Annotated in this window: 24 protein-coding genes and 1 tRNA gene; 13 read left to right on the top strand and 12 right to left on the bottom strand. The window is 61.5% G+C overall.

The annotated features are described in order from the left end of the window. Positions 1 to 176: 176 nt before the first annotated feature. From AC1RT6_RS14235 to lptB, 4 genes are all read left to right on the top strand, one after another. Entirely contained in the window at positions 177 to 797 is a 621-nt protein-coding gene (locus AC1RT6_RS14235) for a ribonuclease D (RefSeq protein ID WP_079445232.1), read from the top strand. Between the two features lie 227 nt (positions 798 to 1,024). After that, complete coding sequence (gene lptC / locus AC1RT6_RS14230; protein WP_079445231.1) at positions 1,025 to 1,717, top strand: LPS export ABC transporter periplasmic protein LptC; 693 nt, start codon at positions 1,025 to 1,027, stop codon at positions 1,715 to 1,717. Continuing rightward, positions 1,714 to 2,403 (top strand): LptA/OstA family protein, encoded by a 690-nt coding sequence (locus tag AC1RT6_RS14225; RefSeq protein ID WP_079445230.1) that lies wholly within the window; start codon positions 1,714 to 1,716, stop codon positions 2,401 to 2,403. The genes lptC and AC1RT6_RS14225 overlap by 4 nt, the downstream gene beginning before the upstream one ends. 201 nt (positions 2,404 to 2,604) lie before the next feature. After that, positions 2,605 to 3,621: an LPS export ABC transporter ATP-binding protein gene (gene lptB, locus AC1RT6_RS14220; protein ID WP_079445229.1), complete on the top strand. Its 1,017-nt coding sequence runs from the start codon at positions 2,605 to 2,607 to the stop codon at positions 3,619 to 3,621. Positions 3,622 to 3,679: 58 nt separating this feature from the next. Here the strand turns inward: lptB and AC1RT6_RS14215 are convergent, their stop codons facing one another. Next, entirely contained in the window at positions 3,680 to 4,018 is a 339-nt protein-coding gene (locus AC1RT6_RS14215) for a hypothetical protein (RefSeq protein WP_244553366.1), read from the bottom strand. A 123-nt stretch (positions 4,019 to 4,141) separates the two neighbouring features. Here AC1RT6_RS14215 and AC1RT6_RS14210 point away from each other — a divergent pair, with 123 nt between their 5' ends. The 4 genes from AC1RT6_RS14210 to ptsN all read left to right on the top strand — a co-directional run bounded on the left by AC1RT6_RS14210 (position 4,142) and on the right by ptsN (position 7,613). After that, positions 4,142 to 4,531, top strand: coding sequence for a DNA-directed RNA polymerase subunit N (locus AC1RT6_RS14210; RefSeq protein ID WP_079445228.1), 390 nt, complete (start codon positions 4,142 to 4,144; stop codon positions 4,529 to 4,531). 87 nt (positions 4,532 to 4,618) lie between these two features. After that, a complete protein-coding gene (gene rpoN / locus AC1RT6_RS14205; protein ID WP_079445227.1) occupies positions 4,619 to 6,259 on the top strand; it encodes an RNA polymerase factor sigma-54 in 1,641 nt (546 codons plus the stop codon). A 56-nt stretch (positions 6,260 to 6,315) separates the two neighbouring features. Further along, on the top strand, positions 6,316 to 6,912 hold the full coding sequence (gene hpf / locus AC1RT6_RS14200) for a ribosome hibernation-promoting factor, HPF/YfiA family (protein WP_079445226.1): 597 nt from the start codon (positions 6,316 to 6,318) through the stop codon (positions 6,910 to 6,912). 239 nt (positions 6,913 to 7,151) lie between these two features. After that, positions 7,152 to 7,613: a PTS IIA-like nitrogen regulatory protein PtsN gene (gene ptsN / locus AC1RT6_RS14195; protein WP_079445225.1), complete on the top strand. Its 462-nt coding sequence runs from the start codon at positions 7,152 to 7,154 to the stop codon at positions 7,611 to 7,613. Positions 7,614 to 7,933: 320 nt separating this feature from the next. On the opposite strand, the gene ilvD is transcribed toward ptsN, so the two are convergent. The 5 genes from ilvD to AC1RT6_RS14170 form a co-directional block, all read right to left on the bottom strand. Next, the gene (gene ilvD, locus AC1RT6_RS14190; RefSeq protein WP_472791053.1) at positions 7,934 to 9,778 is read right to left on the bottom strand and encodes a dihydroxy-acid dehydratase; all 1,845 of its coding nucleotides are present in this window, start codon (positions 9,776 to 9,778) and stop codon (positions 7,934 to 7,936) included. A gap of 336 nt (positions 9,779 to 10,114) precedes the next feature. Continuing rightward, positions 10,115 to 10,381 (bottom strand): BQ00720 family protein, encoded by a 267-nt coding sequence (locus AC1RT6_RS14185; RefSeq protein ID WP_079445222.1) that lies wholly within the window; start codon positions 10,379 to 10,381, stop codon positions 10,115 to 10,117. A 99-nt stretch (positions 10,382 to 10,480) separates the two neighbouring features. Further along, positions 10,481 to 10,906 (bottom strand): Hsp20 family protein, encoded by a 426-nt coding sequence (locus tag AC1RT6_RS14180; RefSeq protein WP_009796516.1) that lies wholly within the window; start codon positions 10,904 to 10,906, stop codon positions 10,481 to 10,483. A gap of 348 nt (positions 10,907 to 11,254) precedes the next feature. After that, a tRNA-Ala gene (locus AC1RT6_RS14175) sits at positions 11,255 to 11,330 on the bottom strand. A 68-nt stretch (positions 11,331 to 11,398) separates the two neighbouring features. Further along, positions 11,399 to 11,815, bottom strand: coding sequence for a TIGR02300 family protein (locus AC1RT6_RS14170; protein ID WP_079445221.1), 417 nt, complete (start codon positions 11,813 to 11,815; stop codon positions 11,399 to 11,401). A 145-nt stretch (positions 11,816 to 11,960) separates the two neighbouring features. Between AC1RT6_RS14170 and aroA the strand changes: the two genes are divergently transcribed. The 3 genes from aroA (at position 11,961) to rpsA (ending at position 16,069) form a co-directional block, all read left to right on the top strand. Continuing rightward, entirely contained in the window at positions 11,961 to 13,307 is a 1,347-nt protein-coding gene (aroA, locus tag AC1RT6_RS14165) for a 3-phosphoshikimate 1-carboxyvinyltransferase (RefSeq protein WP_079445220.1), read from the top strand. Then, positions 13,304 to 13,942, top strand: coding sequence for a (d)CMP kinase (gene cmk, locus AC1RT6_RS14160; protein WP_079445219.1), 639 nt, complete (start codon positions 13,304 to 13,306; stop codon positions 13,940 to 13,942). Before aroA ends, cmk begins: the two co-directional genes overlap by 4 nt. 423 nt (positions 13,943 to 14,365) lie before the next feature. Further along, positions 14,366 to 16,069, top strand: a complete 1,704-nt coding sequence (gene rpsA / locus AC1RT6_RS14155; protein WP_079445218.1) for a 30S ribosomal protein S1 — start codon at positions 14,366 to 14,368, stop codon at positions 16,067 to 16,069. 209 nt (positions 16,070 to 16,278) lie between these two features. On the opposite strand, the gene nth is transcribed toward rpsA, so the two are convergent. Beyond that, positions 16,279 to 17,181, bottom strand: coding sequence for an endonuclease III (gene nth / locus AC1RT6_RS14150; protein WP_079445293.1), 903 nt, complete (start codon positions 17,179 to 17,181; stop codon positions 16,279 to 16,281). Between the two features lie 23 nt (positions 17,182 to 17,204). Here nth and AC1RT6_RS14145 point away from each other — a divergent pair, with 23 nt between their 5' ends. Next, entirely contained in the window at positions 17,205 to 17,729 is a 525-nt protein-coding gene (locus AC1RT6_RS14145; protein WP_079445217.1) for a DUF2244 domain-containing protein, read from the top strand. A gap of 53 nt (positions 17,730 to 17,782) precedes the next feature. Next, the gene (locus AC1RT6_RS14140; protein WP_079445292.1) at positions 17,783 to 18,682 is read left to right on the top strand and encodes a methylated-DNA--[protein]-cysteine S-methyltransferase; all 900 of its coding nucleotides are present in this window, start codon (positions 17,783 to 17,785) and stop codon (positions 18,680 to 18,682) included. A gap of 113 nt (positions 18,683 to 18,795) precedes the next feature. Here AC1RT6_RS14140 and AC1RT6_RS14135 read toward each other — a convergent pair whose 3' ends face one another. The 5 genes from AC1RT6_RS14135 to dnaJ form a co-directional block, all read right to left on the bottom strand. After that, complete coding sequence (locus tag AC1RT6_RS14135; RefSeq protein ID WP_079445216.1) at positions 18,796 to 19,419, bottom strand: 2,3-bisphosphoglycerate-dependent phosphoglycerate mutase; 624 nt, start codon at positions 19,417 to 19,419, stop codon at positions 18,796 to 18,798. A gap of 24 nt (positions 19,420 to 19,443) precedes the next feature. Beyond that, complete coding sequence (gene dapB, locus AC1RT6_RS14130) at positions 19,444 to 20,256, bottom strand: 4-hydroxy-tetrahydrodipicolinate reductase (protein WP_079445215.1); 813 nt, start codon at positions 20,254 to 20,256, stop codon at positions 19,444 to 19,446. A gap of 94 nt (positions 20,257 to 20,350) precedes the next feature. Next, the gene (locus tag AC1RT6_RS14125; RefSeq protein WP_079445291.1) at positions 20,351 to 20,929 is read right to left on the bottom strand and encodes an NADPH-dependent FMN reductase; all 579 of its coding nucleotides are present in this window, start codon (positions 20,927 to 20,929) and stop codon (positions 20,351 to 20,353) included. A 302-nt stretch (positions 20,930 to 21,231) separates the two neighbouring features. After that, entirely contained in the window at positions 21,232 to 21,834 is a 603-nt protein-coding gene (locus AC1RT6_RS14120; RefSeq protein ID WP_079445214.1) for a class I SAM-dependent methyltransferase, read from the bottom strand. A gap of 92 nt (positions 21,835 to 21,926) precedes the next feature. Further along, positions 21,927 to 23,063, bottom strand: coding sequence for a molecular chaperone DnaJ (gene dnaJ / locus AC1RT6_RS14115; RefSeq protein ID WP_079445213.1), 1,137 nt, complete (start codon positions 23,061 to 23,063; stop codon positions 21,927 to 21,929). Positions 23,064 to 23,137: the final 74 nt, after the last annotated feature.

Raw genomic sequence — 23,137 nt, 5'->3', positions numbered from 1 at the left:
AGGAATCGTCCGCCGTTTGTGAGAGCCCTTCCCGCTTCTGACGAAATCAGAAGCGGGGCTCTATGATCTTGATTTGACGCGTTTTCTTGCACGAACCGGTGCCCACTTCACTCGAAAACGCTATAGTCATTGCAACGATATTTTAGCCCCAATCGATTCGACGAGGCCGAGACATTATGACCATCCGTCTGCACCGTGGCGACCTACCGGACCAGGATCTTACGCGCTACACCGGTTCGGCGGCGATCGATACCGAGACCATGGGCCTCAATCCGCACCGCGACCGGCTGTGCGTGGTCCAGATGTCGCCGGGCGACGGTTCGGCCGACGTCATTCAGATCGCCAAAGGGCAGGGTGACGCGCCGAACCTGAAGAAGCTTCTCGGCGATCCGGCCGTCGTCAAGATCTTCCACTTCGCGCGCTTCGACCTCGCCGCGCTGTACAACGCATTCGGCGTGATGCCTCGGCCGGTCTACTGCACCAAGATCGCCTCGCGATTGACCCGTACCTATACCGATCGGCACGGCTTGAAGGATCTGGTGCGCGAGGCTCTCAGCATCGACCTGTCGAAGCAGCAGCAATCGAGCGATTGGGGATCGCAGGCGCTGAGCGACGCGCAGCTCGCTTACGCCGCTTCCGACGTGCTGCATCTGCACGCTTTGCGCGCCAAGCTCGACATGATGCTGGCGCGCGAGGATCGCACCGCGCTGGCGCAAGCGTGTTTCGAGTTCCTGCCGACGCGAGCGAAGCTCGATCTCTCCGGCTGGGAAGCCGACGACATTTTCGCGCATTCGTGAGCCGCGCCCGAAGATCGCAGCCTCGTGGTCGGCCTTTCGCCCCCTTTCGGTCACACTCCTCGTCCTCGGTGGGGCAGGCTTCGAGGTCAAAGCGGCTAAAGCAGCAAACGCGCTCGGCACCAGCAGCGACCGAAAGATGCGCGTGCGGGTGTGCCGCCGCACGATGTCCGGGCTGCGAAGACCCCCATTTCGGGGTAGGATAACCAGAACAGGCGCCCGGAGCAGCGGTGTACTCGGTTCACAATCCCACCTATCAAGCCGGAATGCAGACTGGGCTGGAAGCAAGGTTCGCCCGCGCCGCCCGACACAGCCGCTTGGTGCGGGTATTGCGGATCGCGGTGCCCGGGGCGGTTGGGCTGGCGATGGCCGCGCTGATCGGGATCGCAACCTTCAATCCCTTCCGCGCGCTGGCGAGCCTGCCGCTCGACATGGATAATCTCGTCGTCTCCGGCACCAAGATCACGATGGAATCGCCGCGCCTCGCTGGCTTCACGCCGGATAAGCGGCCCTACGAGATGCAGGCCACCACAGCAACGCAGGACGTCACCGACCCCGATCATGTCGAACTGCATACCTTGCAGGCCAAAGTGCGGATGGAGGACAACTCGACGGTGACCTTGAATTCCCGCACCGGGATGTTCAACACGAAAACGCAAGTGCTCGACCTGCATAAGGATATCCTCATGCAGTCTTCGACCGGATACGAGGCGCGGCTGACCCATGCCATGGTCGATATGGGCCGGGGCACTGTCACCTCGGACCAGCCCGTCGATGTCAAACTGCTGAACGGAACGCTGACCGCCGACACCATGCAGGTCACCGAAAAGGGCGACGTGGTGCGATTCGAGAAAAATGTCGTCATGCATCTGGTGATGGACCGCCCTCCCGCAACTGCCGGTGCGGGCGGCGATACGAAATGAATTCGACCGTGCCAAGTTTTCGCTGCTTTCCCCCGGTTTCCCGCATAGCTCTCCTGCTGCGCGGCGGATTGGTCGCCGTCGCCGTGATGGCTGTCGGCGAAGCGGCCGGACAAAGCTCGGTGCAGGGCGTTCCCAACGCGATGCAGGGTTTTTCCCAGAATCGCGATCAGCCAATCCAGATCGAGGCCGCCGCGCTGGAGATGCGCGATAAGAAAAAAGAGGCGACTTTCTCCGGAAACGTCAAGGTGGTGCAGGGCGACACCACGATGACATCGAAGACGCTCGTGGTCTATTACGAGGGCGGCAGTTCGACCGCTGACGGCAAGGCCAAGGCACCAGCGAGGACGGCGATGAAATCGGCGGAACCGGGCCCATCGGGTGCATCCTCGATCAAGCGGCTGGAGGCCAAGGGCAGCGTGGTCGTGACCCAGAAGGACCAGGTCGTGACCGGCGAAACCGCGGTGTTCGACACCAAGACAAATCTGGTCACCATGCTCGGCGGAGTTGTTCTGACCCAGGGCAAGAACGTATTACGCGGCGACAGGCTGATCGTAGACATGACCACCGGCGTTTCCCGCGTCGAATCAAAGAATGGGCGGGTACAGGGCCTGTTTCAGTCGTCCGGGCAGGGAGGGCCGCTGGGTGGACCGCTGTCGCTCCCCGGATCAACACAAAAGCCCAAATGATATCAGTTAATTGTCCAAGGACATGGCGGCAGGAAGTTGAATCCGCAGTCGCTCGTTTGTATCTACCGCAAGCGGATTTAAAGCTGCCGCGGCGGAGGCGGGTGTTGCGGGCAACGGATGTTTCCTCATTCATGGTGAGGCGACGAATCAGGCACGCTGCGGGATGCAGGCGAACGACCGTGAGAAGCTGAGCAGGCGCCCATGGTGGATATCTTCAATGTATTCCGTAAGCGGCCGCAGAAGCGCGGGGCGCAAGCGTTTGCGCGGACCCGGACGGACATCACGGCACTCGGCGATACCATTGGCGACATGCTGACCAATCCGGTGCGCGACGCACCGCCGATCGCTCACGGGACCCGTCGCAACGCTCCGCCGGCCCCGTCCGTTTCGCAACCCCGGGTTCTGGCGCGCTCAGCGCCTGAAACGTCCCGGCCAGAAGCTTCCCGGCCGCGCACCGCCTCCAACGGGACTGCCGCGCCACGGATGGCCGCGCGTCCTGGTTACCTGGCCGTACACGGGGTGGAAAAAAGTTTCGGCTCCCGTCAGGTCGTGCGCGGCGTGAGCATCTATGTCCGCCGCGGCGAGGCGGTCGGACTTTTGGGTCCGAACGGCGCCGGCAAGACCACCGTATTCTACATGATCACTGGTCTGATCCCTGCGGATCGCGGCGCTATCGAACTCGACGGTCACGACGTGACCAAACTGCCGATGTACCAGCGGGCGCGGCTCGGGATCGGCTATCTGCCGCAGGAAGCCTCGATCTTCCGCGGCCTCAGCGTCGAGCAAAACATCCGTGCCGTGCTCGAGGTTGTCGAGCCAAGCAAGAAGAAGCGCGAAGCCGAGCTCGACGCGCTGCTCGAGGAATTCAACATCACGCGCCTGCGGAAATCGCCATCGATCGCGCTGTCCGGCGGCGAGCGCCGGCGCGTGGAGATCGCGCGCGCGCTGGCGACGCGCCCGAATTACATGCTGCTGGATGAACCATTCGCCGGCATCGACCCAATCGCGGTCGGTGATATTCAAGATCTTGTGCGCCATCTGACCAATCGCGGCATCGGCGTGCTCATCACCGACCACAACGTCCGCGAAACGCTCGGCCTGACCGACCGCGCCTACATCGTCTATGCGGGCGAGATCCTGACCGAGGGCAGCCCTGAGGCGATCGTCAACGACCCCGACGTGCGGCGCCTGTATCTGGGCGAGGAATTCCGGTTGTAGATAGTCGCCGCCAGACTTTTCCGCTCGATCCTTGCAACGCTACGCGTGATTCGACCCCTCACCAGGGGTCGTCATTGACATCGACATCAATTGCCGGTCCGTCGTCAAAGTTGCGATAGACGCCGACGCCCGGCGCCCCGTAGCGGGAACGATAACCGGGGCGCTCATAGACGCCATCATCGTCATCATCATCCTGCCAGCGTTCGACGAACGGCGGCGCGTGCGTGCGGTAGCAATTCCCGTCGTCGTCGCAAATCATCTGCGGGGCTTCGCCGGTGAAGGAGAAATCCGCGGCAAACGCGGGGAGCGCGAATAACAATCCCGCGGCGGCAACAAGAAGGCTGGTCTTGAACATGTGCAGTTTCCTCGCGTGGTTGGCGCGGCGGCGGCCGGCCAACGCCCCGAAGCTGAACCGCGCCGATGGCCGAATTGGGAACTTCCGCGGGCGTATCGGCGGCGGGCCGACCCCCGTCTCGCCGCATTCTTCGTTCTTTCTCGTCGACAAAACGGGGAGCGTGAAATGAAGACAGTCCTTGCTGCAATTGCCTCGCTCGCGCTGCTATCGTCTGCGGCGGCGGCGCAGGAACGTGCCGGCAGCGCTGCGCTCGGCGCGTTGTCGGGCGCGGTGGTGCTGGGTCCGGTCGGGGCGGTCGCCGGCGCGGTGGTTGGCTATACTGCGGGGCCGTCGATCGCGCGTTCGTGGGGACTGCGCCACTCATCGACCAAGTCGCGACGGCAATCCTCCAAACAAGGGCATCGGGGACGGACGACCGTGACCGATAGCGGCGGCCGCGCACCCGATGCGCAGACGGCAAGCCGGACCGCAACATCGACAGCAGCGATGGCCGCTGAACCGCGTGCGGTTCCCCCGAAAGTCACGCTGCCTCCGGTACAAGCCCTCGATTACTAAGCCAAAAGTCGGATTGTCATCGTAAAGCGTGTACATCCGGCCATAAAAAAGCTAAGCAAGAATCGGACCATTTGGACCGCTCTTGGCATGGCGCTAACGCAGAAACTCGAATTTCGACAGTCCCAGTCGCTGGTGATGACGCCGCAACTCATGCAGGCGATCAAGCTGCTGCAACTGTCGAATCTGGACCTTTCTGCGTTTGTCGAGGAGGAACTGGAGCGGAATCCTCTGCTGGAGCGCGCGAGCGAGGACCCCGACCCGCCGGTCGCCGGAGGGTCGGCCGTAAGGGACACTGAATATTCAGAAGGTGACGACGCGGCGGCGTTCGCGGACCGCGGCGCAGGCGAGGGCACCGGTGGTCAGGATTTGGAACCCGCGCCCGACGAATGGATGAATCGTGATCTCGGCAGCCGCGCGGAGATCGAACAGACCTTCGACAGCGGCCTGGAAAACGTTTTTCCGGAAGAACCGGCCGAGGCTGCAGCGCGGACCGCGCAGGATGCCGCACCGGTCACGTTCACGGAATGGGGCGGCGGCGCCTCCAGCGATGATAGCTACAATCTCGAAGCCTTCGTCGCGGCGGAGATAACGCTCGGCGAACATCTCGCCGAACAGCTTGCGGTGGCCGTCACGGTGCCGGCGCAGCGCATGATTGGCCGGTATCTGATCGATCTCGTCGACGAGGCTGGTTACCTGCCAGCCGATCTTAGCGAAGTCGGCGACAAGCTCGGCGCCAGCGAAAGCGAGTTGGCGGCCGTTATCGCGGTGTTGCAGACTTTCGATCCACCCGGCATCTGCGCCCGCAGCTTAAGCGAATGCCTTGCGATCCAGTTGCGCGAGAAGGACCGTTACGATCCAGCGATGCAGGCGCTGGTCGAGCATCTCGAGCTGCTGGCGAGGCGTGATCTCGCAGCCTTGCGCAGGATCTGCGGCGTAGACGACGACGACCTCGCCGAGATGGTCGGCGAAATCCGTCATCTCGATCCCAAGCCGGGCTTGAGGTTCGGCACCACGCGCACGCAGACGGTGGTGCCGGACGTGTACGTGCGGCCCGGTCCGGACGGCGGCTGGCTCGTGGAACTCAACAGCGATACGCTGCCGCGCGTGCTGGTCAACCAAACGTACTATGCCGAATTGTCGAAGACGATCCACAAGGACGGCGACAAGACCTATTTTACGGACTGCCTGCAAAACGCGACCTGGCTGGTCCGCGCGCTCGACCAGCGTGCCCGCACCATTCTCAAGGTGGCGACAGAGATCGTGCGGCAGCAGGACGGCTTTTTCGCGCATGGCATCGCCCATTTGAGACCACTCAATCTCAAGACCGTGGCGGATGCGATCCAGATGCATGAGTCCACCGTGTCCCGCGTCACCGCTAACAAATACATGGCGACAAATCGCGGCGTCTTCGAGTTAAAGTATTTCTTCACGGCATCGATCGCCGCGGCCGACGGCGGTTCCGCCCACTCGGCGGAGTCGGTCCGTCACCACATCAAGCAACTGATCGATGCAGAAGCGCCGTCGGCTGTTCTGTCCGACGACACCATCGTGGAAAGACTGCGCGAAGCCGGAATTGACATCGCCCGCCGCACCGTCGCTAAATATCGCGAAGCGCTGCGAATCCCTTCTTCAGTGCAGCGCCGCCGCGAAAAGCAGAATCTGCTTGGCGGCGCGCAGACGGCGTCTGCTCCGTCGCCGAACCGCTCGCGCAATGCCGCACCGGCTTGATTGCGCACCCGCGACACCCGATAATCTCTCCCCACTCATGATCGATGAGGCTTGTCATGACACTTCGAATCTCGGGCAAGAGCATTAACGTCGGCGAGGCGCTGCGAGGGCGCCTCAACAACCGTACCGACGAGGTTCTCCGAAAATACTTTGATGGACAATATTCGGGCCACATCACGCTGAGCAAGGACGGTTTCGGATTCCGCACCGACTGCGCGCTGCATCTGGATTCTGGAGTAACGCTCGAGGCTGAATCTAATGCCGCGGATGCCTATGCGAGCGCCGATCAGGCACTGCTGCAAATCGAAAAGCGTCTGCGCCGCTACAAGAGCCGTCTCAAGGATCGCTCGGCGCGCAAAGCGCACGCCGCTGCGGAGGCGATCGCCGGGCTCGACGCGCCGAGCTACGTTATCGAGGCGCCAGCTGTGGACGGCGAAGACGAGGTCACCGCCTTCAATCCGGTGATCATCGCAGAAACCGTCACCTCGCTGAGGCGGCTCTCGGTTAGCGAAGCGGTGATGGAACTCGATTTCACCGGCGCACCCATGTTGGTGTTCCAGCATGGCTCCAGCGGCCGCGTAAACATGATCTATCGCAGACCTGATGGCAATGTGGGCTGGATCGACCCGCCGTCCGTCAACGGCGCGGCCTGACTCGTTGCCATTGACGCTTGGGACGACGATCCATATGGGCCGCGGCCTTCCCGATCGGTCTACATAAAAGTTCGGGAATTGGCATCGGGCTCGCGTTAGACTATAAGGCCGGTCATCCTGGCCGGAGGGCCGCGAACCGCTTAGCGTGTGCGTTCGCCCGTATGTGGGCTCACGTTTGTTGCTGCTTGTCTGACGTGTCTTTTCGCAACCTGACGGCAAACCTCACCTCGGAACGTCATATGATGATTACCGATCTGGTCGCACCCGAGGCGATCATTCCTGCATTGAAGGTCAACAGCAAGAAGCAGGCGCTGCAGGAACTGGCCGCGCGTGCCGCTGAATTGACGGGACAGAACGACCGCGCGATTTTCGAGGTGCTGTTGCGGCGCGAGAAGCTCGGAACCACGGCTGTCGGCTACGGTGTCGCGATCCCGCACGGCAAGCTGCAAAAACTCGACAAGATATTCGGTCTTTTCGCGCGACTCGACCGTCCGATCGATTTTGAAGCAATGGATGGGCAGCCGGTCGATCTCGTCTTCCTGCTGCTCGCTCCCGAGGGCGCCGGCGCGGATCATCTGAAGGCGCTGGCGCGGATCGCACGGCTGCTGCGCGATCAGGACATCGCCAACAAGCTGCGGGCCTCCCGCGATGCGCAAGCGATCTATTCCGTGCTGGCGCTGCCGCCGGCGACAGTCCCCTGATCGCTGCGAATCCAGCAAACCCTGGAGCGATTCTTATTTTGACGGAACGGACCACTCCGACATTGCGAACGCGCGTGAAGAAAACGCGTCAAATCAAAAAGCTGGAGTCTTTCATCGTTTCCGTGAAAAGAAGGCTCTAACGCTTGGGGCAAACATTCACGACAGGAACTGGATCTGTCATGCCCGATCTTGGGCCAGACGCACACGTCGTTCTGTCTCGGGCGTTCGAAGACATGGAGGCTCAGCCCATAGGCGGACAACGTTCGCCGTTCGGTGAACGGCAATGCCCAACCATGACGAAAAGCTTCAACCCGAGCACGCTATTCCTTCACCACACGCACGGCGCCGAGCGCGGCGCTGGTGGCATGCGCAGCGTAGGCCTTCAGCGCCATCGTCACGCGGCGCTTGCGCGGAGCGGCCGGCTTCCACGCCTTGTCGCCCCTCGACTCCATCGCCGTGCGGCGGCGCTCCAGCTCAGCGTCGCTGACGTCGAGATGAACCTTCCGGTTCGGAATGTCGAACGCGATGGCGTCACCTTCCTCGACGAGACCGATCGCACCACCCTCCGCTGCTTCCGGCGAGACATGGCCGATCGACAGGCCCGACGAGCCGCCGGAGAAGCGGCCGTCCGTGATCAGCGCGCACTGCTTGCCTAGCCCCTTCGATTTCAGATAGCTGGTCGGATACAGCATCTCCTGCATTCCGGGGCCGCCGCGCGGCCCCTCGTAGCGAATCAACACCACGTCTCCTGGCTTGATTCTGTTGCCAAGGATGGCGTCCACCGCTGCATCTTGGCTTTCGAAAACGCGCGCGGGACCTGAGAAGGTCAGGATGCTGTCGTCCACGCCCGCGGTTTTCACGATGCAGCCGTCGCGCGCGATGTTGCCGTAAAGCACGGCGAGACCGCCGTCTTTTGAAAAGGCGTGTTCAGCATCGCGGATGCAACCTCTGGCGCGGTCGGCGTCGAGCTCCTCGAAGCGCTTGTCCTGACTGAACGCGACTTCGGTGCGGACACCCCCCGGCGCGGCCATGTAGAAGGTGCGCACGCTCTCGCTTTTCGTCCGCTTGATGTCCCAGCGCTCCAGCGCATCCTTCAGCGAGGTGCTGTGAACCGTGGGCAGACCGGCGTCGATCAGACCGGCGCGATCGAGTTCGCCGAGAATGCCCATGATGCCGCCGGCGCGATGCACGTCTTCCAGATGCACGTCCGGCACGGAGGGTGCGACCTTGCACAAGACCGGCACGCGGCGCGACAGCCGGTCGATGTCTTTCATGGTGAAGGGCACGTCGCCTTCGTAGGCCGCGGCGAGCAGATGCAGCACGGTATTGGTGGAGCCGCCCATCGAAATATCGAGCGTCATCGCGTTTTCAAACGCCTTGAAGCTCGCGACCGAACGCGGCAGCACCCGTTCGTCGTCCTGTTCGTAATAACGACGCGCAAGATCGACGATGAGATGTCCGGCCTCGACGAACAAACCCTTGCGGTCAGCATGAGTGGCGAGCACAGAGCCATTGCCGGGCAATGCGAGGCCGAGCGCTTCGGTCAGGCAGTTCATCGAGTTGGCGGTAAACATGCCCGAGCACGAGCCGCAGGTCGGACATGCCGAGCGTTCGAGCGCCTCGACATCGGCGTCGCTCACATTGTCGTCGGCGGCGGCGACCATGGCGTCGATCAGGTCGACGGACTTGACCTTGCCGTTGAGTGTGACCTTGCCCGATTCCATCGGGCCTCCGGAGACAAACACCGATGGAATGTTGAGGCGCAGCGACGCCATCAGCATGCCGGGCGTGATCTTGTCGCAATTGGAGATACAGACCATGGCGTCAGCGCAATGCGCGTTGACCATGTATTCGACGCTGTCGGCGATGACCTCGCGCGAGGGCAGGCTGTAGAGCATGCCGTCGTGGCCCATCGCAATGCCGTCATCCACCGCGATGGTGTTGAATTCCTTGGCGACGCCGCCGGCCTTCTCGATCTCGCGCGCCACCAGCTGGCCGAGATCCTTGAGGTGAACGTGCCCGGGCACGAATTGGGTGAAGGAGTTGACCACCGCAATGATCGGCTTGCCGAAGTCCTCGTTCTTCATACCGGTGGCGCGCCACAAGCCGCGAGCGCCGGCCATGTTGCGACCGTGTGTGGAAGTGCGGGAGCGATAGGCAGGCATAAGGTTTTTCCCGAAGGTTCAATAGCTTGGCGTGACCATACAGGCCGGCCGCTCAAGGTCAAATGCAACCGTCGAATGCTGTCATCCGCGAAGGCCTCGCGCGGCCGGATGCGGGGCCTCGATCAAGATGATTTGGGGATCGGATCGATCATGATCAATCGATTGCAATATTTTGGGGTCGATGCCGGCCTCTGTTCATCCCTGCTCCAGAAAGCGACAGCGCTCAACGCGCCGCCGCTTCCCGTCAACTCCGCCGCGCAATCGACGCGGCTCATTCAACGGATACTTGCTCGTATTCTGATCGCAGGCCGGTACCCGTTTTTTGCGGCATGACCGCTAGTGAACGCTGACGGCCTGCAATTCATTGCTCCAGGCGCTCGCGACCGCGGCCTCGCGCGAATCGGTGAGCATGATCGGCGTGCCGTCAGCAGCATGCAGTGCGAACAGCATGAGACCGGGCGCGATTTTCGGCGCCTGCGGAAACAGATCCGGAACGTCCTCGGAACGAACCTGCTTCACATAGGCAATGTGGCCCTCGCCAAGCTGCGCCAGCGCTTCGGTCGAAACGTTTTCGGGTCGGAACGTAGAAATCACTTCACTCATGGTCTCGACTCCTTTTGCTAGACTAAGCGGTCGAGTCCGCTACTCGTTGCACCCGAAAGCTTTTTTTGCCGGATAACCGGTCTTTTTTCGGGTCATGCATCATTCGTGTTCATTGATCGCGATTGTCTTAACGACCCTTTCAGGTTCCGGCCTGGCCAGATCGATGGACAATAGCCCGTTTTTGAGGTCCGCGCCCAGCACCAACATTCCCTCCGCCAGCACAAAGGTACGCTGGAAGTGGCGCGCGGCAATGCCGCGATGGATATATTGCCGGGCTTTATCCTCCTGTTGCCGGCCTCGGATCACAAGCTGATTTTCCTCAATGGTTACATCAAGCTGGTCGCGGGTAAATCCCGCCACCGCCAGCGTGATCCGCAGGCGTTCGGGCTCTCCGCTGTCACGGTCGCACCGCTCGATGTTGTAGGGAGGATAACCGTCGGCGCCTTTGACGACGCGGTCGAGCGCCCGCTCGATCTCGTCGAATCCCAAAAGGAACGGACTGGACAACGAAGGAACACGAGACATTACAAAGTCCTCTCGAAGCGACTTTGACGCGCGCGACCAGCAAAGTGAAACCGGTTTTGCGTCCGGTCGCGCGCCAACTTTATTGGCGTATGATCCGGATCGCCGAACCGCCTACACTTCGGCGGGTCAACGCGCAGGGCCCTTGCGGCACCCCGCTTGGCCGTCTGGTGCTCCCAGCCGGTCAACTCAAAATATGGCATGATTTGCACGCCATTCAAGATGTGCGACCTACCCTTTAAGGCTTTGGAATTAGGTCAGGATCGCGCCATTTGTCCTCACAGGCGCTAGAAGGGATGTCGCTTGTCCGGCGCCGGCATACATCGCCACGCCTTGGAAGATGACGGCATATGGTGGAGCCAGGCGGGATCGAACCGCCGACCTCTTGCATGCCATGCAAGCGCTCTCCCAGCTGAGCTATGGCCCCTCGACCGACCCCACCCAATGGGAGCGGCGCGATCTGCAAAGACCCTGAACCACAGTTCAGGGCCGATCTCAAGTCTCCTCGTCATCTCCTACGTCACCGATGATATCGGTCACATCCTCGTCGCCCTCTTCCTCGTCGGCGATGAAGGTGGAGTCATCGTCCTCGTCGTCGTCGAGGCTGTCGTCGATCTCGATATCATCCTCAGACTCTGGGACGACGGCCTTCTTGACCTTTCCGCTGTTCTCCTCGGCATCGGCCTCCTCCAGCGAAACCAGTTCTTCGGTCTCGGCCTCCGGCGTAGCGTCGGATGTGGAAGGCGCAGAAGCGGCGGCGCGGGCGGCCTCGCCTCGCCCCCGAACCGGCGCCACGACGATCGGCACGACCTCGCCGGTGTAGGGCGAGATCACCGGGGTCTTGTTCAGATCGTAGAACTTTTTGCCAGTCGTCGGGCAAATGCGCTTGGTTCCGAGCTCGGATTTGGCCACGTGTTGGAATCCCGGGAGTTCTTGAAAAACGGTGCTTCACTTGGCTAGTTGCGGCGGCCCTGTCAATAGCGCTTTGCAGACCGGCTCGCAGGCGTGACGCGCCGTCGTCCCTGTGATACCAGCCGCCACAACGGGGACGTGCAACTTGACTCTTTCCGGCCAGACCATGCCGCTTGAGGCGCGAAAATGCCAGTCATTGACCGGGCGCGTCAGGGTGCCCGGAGACAAATCGATTTCCCACCGGGCGCTGATCCTGGGCGCGCTGGCGGTTGGTGAAACCCGAATCTGGGGCCTTCTCGAGGGTGAGGACGTGCTTAACACGGCCCGGGCGATGCAGGCGCTGGGAGCGAAGGTCGAACGGACCGACGACAAAGGCGGGATCGCCTGGTCGGTGCGCGGCGTCGGCACCAGTGGATTCGCGACACCCCAGGCGCCGCTTGATTTCGGCAATTCAGGCACTGGATGCCGCCTGGTGATGGGCGCGGTGGCCGGCTGCCCTATCAGAGCAGCCTTTGATGGCGATGGCTCGTTGCGCTCGCGGCCGATGCGGCGCATTCTCGATCCTCTGGAATTGATGGGCGCGCGGGTGATCTCACAAAGCGAAGGCGGCCGCCTACCGCTGACGCTTGAGGGCGCGCACGATCCGCTGCCGATCGTTTATCGCACGCCGGTGGCCTCGGCGCAGATCAAATCGGCGGTGCTCCTGGCGGGACTGTCCGCTCCTGGGGTCACGACGGTCATCGAGCGCGAAGCCAGCCGCGACCACACAGAGCTGATGCTGAAGCATTTTGGCGCCGACATCGTTTCCGTGGCCGACGAGGCGCACGGCCGCCGGATATCGCTGACCGGACAGCCCGAACTGCACGGAGCCGGAGTCACCGTGCCAGCCGATCCGTCATCGGCAGCGTTTCCGATTGTTGCCGCGCTGATCACCGCAGGCTCCGACATCGTGCTAGACGACGTGATGACAAACCCGTTGCGAACTGGCCTGTTCGTCACGCTGCGCGAGATGGGCGCGTCGATCGAGGAGAGCGAAACACGCCTTGATGCCGGCGAACCGATGGCGCAGCTGCGCGTGCGCGCATCGAAGCTGCGCGGGGTCGAGGTGCCGGCGGAACGCGCGCCGTCGATGATCGACGAGTATCTCGTGCTTTCGGTCGCCGCAGCTTTTGCCGAAGGCACCACCGTCATGCGCGGCCTGCACGAATTGCGCGTCAAGGAATCCGATCGCCTCGAAGCCGCCGCAGCGATGCTGCGCGTCAACGGCGTCGCAGTCGAGATCGCCGGCGACGACCTTATCGTCGAAGGCCGCGGCCGTGTGCCCGGCGGCGGTCTCGTCACCACCCACATGGATCATCGCATCGCGATGTCGGCGCTGGTGATGGGCTGCGCCTCGGACGCGCCGGTCAAGGTCGACGACATCGCCTTCATCGCCACGAGCTTCCCCGATTTTGTTCCGATGATGCAGCGGTTGGGAGCGGATTTCGCATGATCATCGCCATCGACGGACCTGCCGCTTCGGGAAAAGGCACGCTCGGCAAGCGGCTGGCGCATCACTATCACTTCCGCCATCTCGATACCGGGGTGATCTATCGTGCGGTCGCGAAGGCCCTGCTCGACATCGGCGCGGACCTGGCCAACGAGGCACACGCGGTCGCGGCCGCGCATGAGCTCGACCCGGAAAAATTCGGCCATCCGGCCCTGAAAACCCGGGCGATCGGTGAGGCCGCCTCGGTGGTCTCGGCGTTTCCCGGAGTGCGCGAGGCGCTTCTGACCTTCCAGCGCCAATTCGCGGCCGAGCCGCCCGGCGCGGTGCTTGACGGCCGTGACATCGGAACCGTGATCTGCCCGGACGCCGACGTGAAGATTTTCGTGGTGGCCGATCCTGTCGTGCGGGCCCGGCGGCGCACGCTGGAAGCGCGGGCGCGTGGCGAGGAGGCCGATGAGGCGGTGGTTCTAGCTGATATCCTCAAGCGCGACGAACGGGACCGCAACCGGCCCGTCGCACCGCTGAAAGCGGCCGCGGACGCCCATGTGCTGGACAACTCCCATCTTGACATCGAGGCCGGCCTGAAAGCGGCGATTGCGATCGTCGAGGCGGTGAGGATCGGTTCCGGCCGCGGGTGATTCATCAGAAGCGGAACTCTATGATTTTGATTTGACGCATTTTGTTCACGCGAACCGGTATCCACTTCCCTCGAAACCACTGTAGGACGTTTTACAAAAGCCTTGTTCGCTTGCGGCTTTGACGGTATATCCACGGCATCCGGACCATCGTCGAAGTGTCGAGGCTGTCCGAGCGGACCGGCCGGAATCTCAAATTCCCGCCGCCATTGGAGGAATGTCCCGCTCAGTCTCCATATCGATCGTCCTTACGATCGATCGCTCTTAATCAGGCTCCGGACCAAATCATCGTCTCGAACGTGAAGGCTTCTGCCGGCCCGTTGTTGCTCTCTGCACGACGGTCGTCAGGACTGCGGACCCTGACCCTTCCCGCGCGAAACGCACATCAACCCGAACGGCCGGCAAGTACCCCGCATTGGAGAACACATGGCTTCGACTGATACCCTCAATCCGTCCCGTGACGATTTCGCCGCGATGCTCGATGAGTCTTTCGCTGGCGGCAGCCTGCAGGAAAGCTCCGTCATCAAGGGAAAGGTGGTCGCGATCGAGAAGGACATGGCCGTCATCGATGTCGGCCTCAAGACTGAAGGCCGCGTGGCGCTGCGCGAATTCTCCGGACCCGGTCGCGAGAGCGCCCTGAAGGTCGGCGACGAGGTCGAGGTGTTCCTTGATCGCATCGAGAACGCGCTCGGCGAAGCCGTGCTGTCGCGCGACAAAGCGCGCCGCGAGGAAAGTTGGGGCAAGCTCGAAAAAGCATTCCAGAATAACGAGAAGGTGCACGGCGTCATCTTCAATCAGGTCAAGGGCGGCTTCACCGTCGATCTGGACGGCGCCGTCGCCTTCCTGCCGCGCTCGCAAGTGGACATCCGCCCCATTCGCGACGTCGGTCCGCTGATGAACAACACGCAGCCGTTCCAGATCCTCAAGATGGATCGCCGGCGCGGCAATATCGTGGTTTCCCGCCGCACGGTGCTGGAAGAGACCCGCGCCGAACAGCGACAAGAGTTGGTGCAGAACCTCGAAGAGGGTCAGGTGATCGACGGCGTGGTGAAAAACATCACCGACTACGGCGCCTTCGTCGATCTTGGAGGCATCGACGGCCTCCTCCATGTCACGGACATCGCCTGGCGCCGCGTCAACCATCCGACCGAAGTGCTGGCGATCGGCCAGACGGTGAAGGTCAAGATCATCAAGATCAACCACGAGACCCACCGCATCTCGCTCGGCATGAAGCAGCTGCTCGACGATCCCTGGCAGGGCATCGAAGCGAAGTATCCCCTGAACTCCCGCTTCACCGGCCGCGTCACCAACATCACCGATTACGGCGCCTTCGTGGAGCTGGAGCCGGGCATTGAGGGTCTGATCCACGTCTCGGAAATGTCCTGGACCAAGAAGAACATGCATCCGGGCAAGATTGTCTCGACCTCACAGGAAGTCGAGGTGCAGGTGCTCGAGGTCGACAGCGTCAAGCGCCGCATCTCGCTCGGCCTCAAGCAGACCATGCGCAATCCCTGGGAGGCATTCGTCGAGAAGCACCCGGTCGGATCGACCGTGGAGGGCGAGGTCAAGAACAAGACCGAGTTCGGCCTGTTCCTGGGCCTGGAGGGCGATGTCGACGGCATGGTCCACCTCTCCGACCTCGACTGGAAGCAGCCGGGCGAGCAGGTCATCGACAATTTCAAGCGCGGCGACATGGTCAAGGCCGTCGTGCTCGACGTCGATGTCGAGAAGGAGCGCATCTCGCTTGGCGTCAAGCAGCTTGAGGGCGACCCGTTTGCCGAACCGGGCGACGTCAAGAAGGGCGCGGTCGTCACCTGCGAGGTGCTTGAGGTCAAGGACGGCGGCATCGAGGTGCAGATTTCCGGCACCGAGTTCCAGACCTTCATCAAGCGCTCGGAACTGGCGCGGGACCGCAACGACCAGCGCAGCGAGCGTTTCGCCGTCGGCGAAAAGGTCGATGCCCGTGTCATCCAGTTCGACAAGAAGGCCCGCAAGGTGCAGGTCTCGATCAAGGCGCTCGAAGTGGCCGAAGAGAAGGAAGCCATCGCGCAGTATGGCTCTTCCGACTCTGGCGCGACGCTGGGTGACATTCTCGGCACCGCTCTGAAACAGCGCACCGACACCAAATAAGCGCAGCTTCCTTGTGACGGATCTGGATCGCTCCTGATCCGTCATCGTTTGCTCCCAATGAGGCGCATTGTATCAAGGCCCCGGTCTCGCCGGGGCCTTTTCGTTGTTCGCAAACGCACGCGACATCAGACTCCGACTCACGGGAACCTAACGCTGCGTACCCGGTTACTGTTAAAGATGGAGGTATCCGCGCCATCCGGACCAGACGATTATGACCGGGAGCCCTCTAGCGTCTTTTCGGGCCAACGGCATAGGTCATTGATTAGGCACACTGCGCAGCGCGGTGATCGCGCTAGGCAAGTGTAGCGTCCATGCAGGATCAGCCAGTGATGCGCATGCAGCATAAATTGGTCGGGGATGACGCGTTCGAGCCCGAGCTCGACGTCAAGAGGCGTTTTGCCTGGTGCCATACCGGTGCGATTGGCGACGCGGAAAACATGAGTGTCAACCGCCATGGTGTGCTCCCCGAAGGCCATATTGAGCACGACATTGGCGGTCTTGCGTCCCGCGCCGGGCAACGATTCGATCCCTGCCCGGCTGTGCGGGACCTCGCCATCAAACTCCGCAAGCAGTTTTTCGGAGAGCGCTATGATATTTCTCGCCTTGGTGCGATAGAGCCCGATGGTCTTGATATAGTCGCGGACCTTCTCCTCCCCGAGCGCCAGCATCCTGGCAGGCGTGTCGGCGATAGCGAACAACGCCCGAGTGGCCTTGTTGACGCCGGAGTCGGTCGCCTGAGCCGACAGCACCACGGCGACGAGCAGCGTGTAGGGGTTGAGGTGCTCGAGTTCGCCCTTGGGCTCGGGATTGGCTTTGCGGAAGCGCACAAAGGCTTCACGGACTTCGGCTGGCGTCCAGGGCTTAAGGGGTGGCGGGAGCACTGCGGATCCCTGCGTCGCGCTGGAAGGCTGCTTGGCCTTGGAGGTCGGCCCCGTCTGGCGTGCCGCCGGCTTTCCGGTTTTCCTTTTTTTTGCCGTCGCGGGCTGCTCCGATTTCGCCGCGGAGGTTTTTTGCTGCCGAGAATTCGCCGCAGGGCTGTTCGAGGGTGGTTTGTCGGTCCCGGCGCCAGCGGGCTTCAGCCTTGAAAATGTGCGGCGGGTGTTTTTAGACATGATCGTGGTATAGTGGATTTCCAATGACATTAGACCATACACAGGCTGGTCCGAAGTTACCTGAACAGACGCTGTTTTCAGCGCTGCTAACGCCCCATCGCTCGTTGTCTCAAACTGGATTTGTTGTGATGATGACGATTGTAGCCATGGGAAGCTTTGTCGCGGGAATGATATTCCTGATGATGGGCGCCTGGCCGGTGTTCGGCTTTTTAGGTCTCGACGTCCTCGCCATCTACTGGGCTTTCCGCATCAACTTCCGGCGCGCCCAAGCGACCGAGGAAATCTCCATCACCCATTATGAGTTGCGGGTGCGCCGCACCAGTCACCGCGGTCACATCGTCGAGTGGGTTTCCAATCCGCTGTGGGTGCATCTCGACCAGAAAATCCACGAGGAATATGGCATTGAGCGGCTTTATCTGGTTTCGCGCGGCCGCCGGATCTCGATCGCAAGTTTTCTTGGTCCGGACGAGAAGTTGAGTTTCGTTAAAGCCTTATCAGCAGCGCTCCAACTCGCAAAACGCGGACCGACCTACAATCTGGCGACTTGAGGGCCGCGGTAAATCGGGTGGCCGCGAGGCGGCAGCCGTTCTACATCTTGGCCATGATGACGCTTACAAAAAATCTCGCTCCGAGTGATTCTTGCATCACGGACGCGCCGGGTGCCGCATTGCGCGACTACGACGCCGTACGGCGAGCTATCGCCTTCATCTCGGAAAACTGGCGCTCGCAGCCTCCCATCGCAGCGATGGCTGACTCCGCTGGAGTGACGTCCGACGAACTGCATCATCTGTTCCGGCGCTGGGCAGGCCTGACTCCGAAGTTGTTCATGCAGGCGCTGACGCTCGACCACGCCAAGGGGCTGTTGCGCAATTCCGCCAGCGTGCTGGACGCAGCCCTCGATTCCGGACTCTCCGGTCCGGGGCGCCTGCACGACCTGTTCGTCACGCATGAAGCGATGTCACCCGGCGAATGGAAGAATGGCGGCTCCGGTATGAAGCTCGCTTTCGGCTTTCATCCCTCGCCCTTCGGCATCGCGATCGTGATTGCCAGCGACCGTGGACTCGCCGGACTCGCTTTCGCCGACCCAGGCGAGGAGCAGACCGCGCTTGCCGACATGAAGCGGCGGTGGCCCAATGCAACCTATGTTGAGGATGCCGGTCGCACCGGTGCGCTGGCGCAGCGCGTGTTCGATACGAGGCTCTGGCGAGCAGATCAGCCGCTGCGTGTGGTTCTGATCGGGACGGATTTCGAGGTTCGGGTCTGGCAGACCCTGCTCAGGATTCCCATGGGAAAGGCCACGACCTATTCGAGCATTGCTACCAATGTCGATCGCCCGAACGCCTCGCGCGCTGTGGGCGCCGCCGTCGGCAAGAACCCCGTATCATTCGTTGTGCCCTGCCATCGCGTGCTCGGCAAAAGCGGCGCGCTGACCGGGTATCACTGGGGACTCACCCGCAAGCAAGCAATGCTGGGGTGGGAAGCCGGGCAGATCGGCCTATAGCCTTTTCGAGCGAAGGGGAGTCCCGGTTCGCGTGAAGAAAATGCGTCAAATCAAAAAGCTAGAGTCTTTCACTGGTCCCGTGAAGCGACGAAAAGACTCGAGAATGAAGTTTATCAGGCTGCGAGATCAAGTTTCGAGGCCACTGTCGCATCGGCATTGAGCCGATAGATCACCGGCGCACCGGTTGCCAGTTCGCGCGCGAGGATTTGTTCCGGCGACAATTTTTCCAGCACCATGACCAGCGCGCGCAGCGAATTGCCGTGCGCCGCGACGAGCGTGCACTCGCCACGGAGGACGCATGGCAGGATTTCCTGCACGAAGTACGGCAGCGTGCGCGCCAGCGTATCTTTCAGGCTCTCGCCGCCGGGCGGAGGCACGTCATACGAGCGGCGCCAGATCAGCACCTGTTCGTCACCCCATTTCTTACGAGCCTCGTCCTTATTGAGACCCGAAAGATCGCCGTAGTCCCGTTCATTCAGCGCCTGATCTTTCCTGATCGGAATTCCGGTCTGGCCTAATTCCTTCAGCACAAGGTCGAGCGTGTGCTCGGCGCGGATCAACGTCGAGGTAAAGGCAACGTCGAAAACAAAGCCCTGCCCCTTCAGCTTGCGCCCTGCATTCTTCGCTTCAGTCACGCCAAGATCCGTCAGATCCGGATCCTTCCAGCCAGTGAACAGATTTTTCAGATTCCATTCGCTCTGGCCGTGACGCACGAGCACCAGAAGACGTTCGCTCATTCTGTTTGCTCCGTTTCTTAAATTCTAAACGCCCAACCCAAGCACGTCGGCCATTGAATAAAGCCCGGGCGCCTTGCCGCGCGCCCACTTCGCGGCCTTCAACGCACCATGGGCAAAGATCATCCGGTCTTCGGCGTGATGCGACAACGTTATGCGCTCATACGGACCCGCGAAGATGACGCTGTGATCTCCGGACACGGAGCCGCCACGGAGCGAGGCAAAACCGATGTCGCCCGCTTTGCGGGCGCCGGTCAGGCCATCTCGCCCGCGTACCGCGCGCTCATCCAGCCCGATCTTGCGGCCGTCAGCCGCCGCCTGTCCCAACATCAACGCGGTGCCCGAAGGCGCGTCGATCTTGGCTCTGTGATGCATCTCGAGAATCTCAATATCGAAACTCTCGTCGAGTGATTGCGCCATCCGCTTCACCAGCGCGGCGAGCAGATTGACGCCCAGACTCATATTGCCCGACTGCACAACCGCCGTACGTGAGGTCACGCTTCGGATCACCGCCATATCCGACGCTGAGAGTCCGGTGGTGCCGATGACATGAACCAGACCCCGCTCGGCAGCGACGGCAACGTTCGCGATGGTCGCGGCCGGAACCGTAAAATCCAAAATACCGTCGGCATTTGCCGATAAAGACCAGAGATCTGCCGACACTTCGATTCCGCTGGCGGGAAGTCCGGCCAGGACGGCGGCGTCTTTCCCGATCAGCTCGGATCCGGGCGCCTCAAGCGCGCCGGCCAGCACTGCGTCACCGGTTTCCGCGATCGCGCGCACCAGCGCGCGGCCCATCCGGCCGCCTGCTCCTGCAACGATCAACCGCATGTCAGCCACGACTCCTCAAATGCTCTTCGGGTATAGCGGGGGCTGCGTTTCGCGGCAACCGATCAGGTCTACATCAGCGCAGTGCCTCACATCAGGCGCGGCCTCATCGCATATCCCCGGCGATGGTGATCAACTGGCGTACCATCTTTTTCAGCGCATCCGCATCCGCCGAACGCTTCAACCGTTCCATATCGTCATAGGCTTCGCCGGCGAACGACAGCGCGAGCTGATTAGGAATCACCATCGCCCCGCACGCCGTAAGTATCAGACGCAACTGAGCCAGACATCTTGCGCCGCCAAACCGGCCCGCGGAGGCCGAGGCGATCGCGAACGCGCGTTCATGGAAAACCTGACCGCGTGCTTCATGCGGACTTTGTACGCACGATATCCAGTCGATCGCATTCTTGAGCAATGGCGGCAGCGAGGCGTTGTATTCGGGCGTCACGATAAGAATCCCATGATGCGCCCCGATCATCTGCTTGAGGTTGATGGCGCTTGCGGGCACGCCGGAATTTGCCTGTAGATCGGCGTCGTAGATCGGCAGCGGGAAGTCTCCAAGCGAAATTCGGGTGACCTCGACATCGGCTCGAACAAATTCCTCGGCTACGACGGCGGCAAGCCTTGCATTCTGCGAGCCGGTGCGAAGCGAGCCGGGAATGATGAGAATTTTCGGTGCGAACAGAACTGTCGATCGCATTGCAGGGACACCAGCCGCCGCGCTCGTGCCCTGAATCTGAAGTTTGCCTCATTGTGCGGCGCCTTCCAGAGCGGACTTCAGATTCGAAAGGGCATTAGCACGTTCATAATTCTCTTTCCCCGTTTCACGGAAACGGTGAAAGACTCCGTCTATTGATTAGACGCGTTTTCTTCCCGCGAACCGGATCCCTTCGCTCGAAAACGCTATCTTGTGGTTTGGGTTCAGAAGTTCGCTCGAAGCACTCGCAGAGAAAAAATAGCGAACTTCTGAACCACCACACGAGCTCATCAGCGCTTGCGATATACCCAGACGCGTGCAGGAGGGAGGTTCATCCAAATCCGCTCGGACGCTTCGGTCGAAATACCGGGGAGAGATTTGGGAATGGGAGGGACGACCGAATAAGTAAACTGCACGAACGGGGCGCCGGGAGCGAGCGTCGCGAAAGCGTCCCGGATCAATTTGAGCCGGGTCAACATCGGCTTGGTGACAAGCGGCAGCCCGGAGACAATCGCCGAGGCGCGAGCGCTCAGCACGTTCCACAGCGAATCTCGCAACGTATAGGCATCACCCTGCACAACCGTTGCCTGCGGGTAGCGGTCGCGAAGCAGCGCACAAAAACCAGGATCGTATTCAACCAACACCAACCGCTTCTGATCGACGCCGTGCTCAATCAGCGCGTTGGTGATCGCACCGGTCCCCGGTCCCAGTTCGATGACCGGATCGGACGATCCGACATCGACATACTGCGCCATCGTGCGTGCCAGGATGCGGCCGGACGGCATGACGGCACCCATATGGAGCGGCTTTTCAATCCACGAGCGGAGAAAGCGTACCTCGTCGTCAAGACGAAGGGGTTTCTTCGACGCACGCGCGGACAATTGCAAAGGCATTTCGCACCCAGGTGGGTCACTACTGGCAGGAAGTCAGGCTTAAGTTATACACAGGTACAACCGACAATCGACACGGTCAAGCAAAACGGTCATTACGGAGTGGCGCGAGTGCCGAAGAAGTCTTTGACCTTAGTGAAGAAACCTGCCGTCTCGGGTTGAGTCTCACCCGAAGATAGCTTTTCGAACTCGGCCAAGAGATCCTGTTGCCTCTTGGTCAGATTTTGCGGCGTTTCGACCACCATCTGCACATACATGTCGCCGGTCTGACGGGAGCGCAGCACTGGCATCCCCTTTGTTGCAACGCGGAAACGTCGGCCTGACTGGGTCCCAGACGGCACCCTCACCTTGGTCTTGCTTTTGTCGATGGTCGGCACCTCAAGTTCTCCACCAAGCGCGGCAGTAACCATTGAGATCGGAACGCGACAATGCAGATCGGCACCGTCTCGCTGGAAGAACTCATGCGGAGCCAGCGAGAGGAAAATGTAGAGATCACCCGGCGGACCGCCACGAATTCCCGCCTCACCCTCGCCGGCCAGGCGAATGCGGGTGCCATCCTCGACGCCGGCGGGAATATTGACCGATAGCGAGCGTTCCCGGTTGACACGACCTGACCCACCGCAGGACGGACAGGGATCCTCAATCATCTGGCCCCGCCCCTGACAGCCAGGACAGGTGCGCTCCAGCGTGAAGAAACCCTGGGCTTGGCGGATCCGGCCAGCACCGCCGCACATCGAACAGTTCTTCGGCTTGGTCCCGGCCTTGGCGCCCGTGCCTGAGCAGGATTCGCAAGTCACCGAGACTGGGATTTCGACCTGAGCAGTCTTACCCTGAAAAGCCTCCTCCAGCGTGATTTCCATGTTGTATCGAAGATCTCCGCCTCGTTCGCGACCGCCGGTACGACCGCGCTGGCCGGCCATTCCAAACAAGTCCTCGAAGATGTCAGAGAATGATGAGGCGAAGCCGGCTCCGAACCCGGGGCCACCGCCACCCATGCCGCCCTGCTCGAACGCGGCATGACCGAAGCGGTCGTAAGCCGCCCGCTTGTTGCCGTCCTTCAGAACTTCATAGGCTTCGTTGATTTCTTTGAAACGCATCTCACTGGACGAATCGCCCGGATTCCTGTCCGGGTGCCATTTCATCGCCAGCTTGCGGAAGGCCGCCTTGAGTTTGGTGTCGTCCGCACTCCGCTCGACCTCAAGGGTTTCGTAGTAACAGCGCTTGGTCGACATCAGTCCATTCCGCCCGAACGTCGTTTTATCCCGGAAAACGCGTCAGAAATTCGCTTGTCGCTGGATGCAGCGTC

Source organism: Nitrobacter sp. MLSD-S21 (assembly GCF_058809865.1).
The sequence above is the reverse complement of the archived record's forward strand: the minus strand, read 5'-3'. Positions and strand labels throughout refer to the sequence as shown.

Coding starts and splice junctions, on each gene's coding strand:
- nth (WP_079445293.1), bottom strand. CDS start 17,181: ATGTCTAAAAACACCCGCCGCACATTTTCAAGGCTGAAGCCCGCTGGC.
- rpoN (WP_079445227.1), top strand. CDS start 4,619: ATGGCGCTAACGCAGAAACTCGAATTTCGACAGTCCCAGTCGCTGGTG.
- AC1RT6_RS14185 (WP_079445222.1), bottom strand. CDS start 10,381: ATGAGTGAAGTGATTTCTACGTTCCGACCCGAAAACGTTTCGACCGAA.
- ilvD (WP_472791053.1), bottom strand. CDS start 9,778: ATGCCTGCCTATCGCTCCCGCACTTCCACACACGGTCGCAACATGGCC.
- lptB (WP_079445229.1), top strand. CDS start 2,605: ATGGTGGATATCTTCAATGTATTCCGTAAGCGGCCGCAGAAGCGCGGG.
- cmk (WP_079445219.1), top strand. CDS start 13,304: ATGATCATCGCCATCGACGGACCTGCCGCTTCGGGAAAAGGCACGCTC.
- AC1RT6_RS14135 (WP_079445216.1), bottom strand. CDS start 19,419: ATGAGCGAACGTCTTCTGGTGCTCGTGCGTCACGGCCAGAGCGAATGG.
- AC1RT6_RS14120 (WP_079445214.1), bottom strand. CDS start 21,834: ATGCCTTTGCAATTGTCCGCGCGTGCGTCGAAGAAACCCCTTCGTCTT.
- dnaJ (WP_079445213.1), bottom strand. CDS start 23,063: ATGTCGACCAAGCGCTGTTACTACGAAACCCTTGAGGTCGAGCGGAGT.
- AC1RT6_RS14225 (WP_079445230.1), top strand. CDS start 1,714: ATGAATTCGACCGTGCCAAGTTTTCGCTGCTTTCCCCCGGTTTCCCGC.
- ptsN (WP_079445225.1), top strand. CDS start 7,152: ATGATGATTACCGATCTGGTCGCACCCGAGGCGATCATTCCTGCATTG.
- AC1RT6_RS14145 (WP_079445217.1), top strand. CDS start 17,205: ATGACATTAGACCATACACAGGCTGGTCCGAAGTTACCTGAACAGACG.
- AC1RT6_RS14180 (WP_009796516.1), bottom strand. CDS start 10,906: ATGTCTCGTGTTCCTTCGTTGTCCAGTCCGTTCCTTTTGGGATTCGAC.
- AC1RT6_RS14140 (WP_079445292.1), top strand. CDS start 17,783: ATGATGACGCTTACAAAAAATCTCGCTCCGAGTGATTCTTGCATCACG.
- AC1RT6_RS14235 (WP_079445232.1), top strand. CDS start 177: ATGACCATCCGTCTGCACCGTGGCGACCTACCGGACCAGGATCTTACG.
- AC1RT6_RS14210 (WP_079445228.1), top strand. CDS start 4,142: ATGAAGACAGTCCTTGCTGCAATTGCCTCGCTCGCGCTGCTATCGTCT.
- rpsA (WP_079445218.1), top strand. CDS start 14,366: ATGGCTTCGACTGATACCCTCAATCCGTCCCGTGACGATTTCGCCGCG.
- hpf (WP_079445226.1), top strand. CDS start 6,316: ATGACACTTCGAATCTCGGGCAAGAGCATTAACGTCGGCGAGGCGCTG.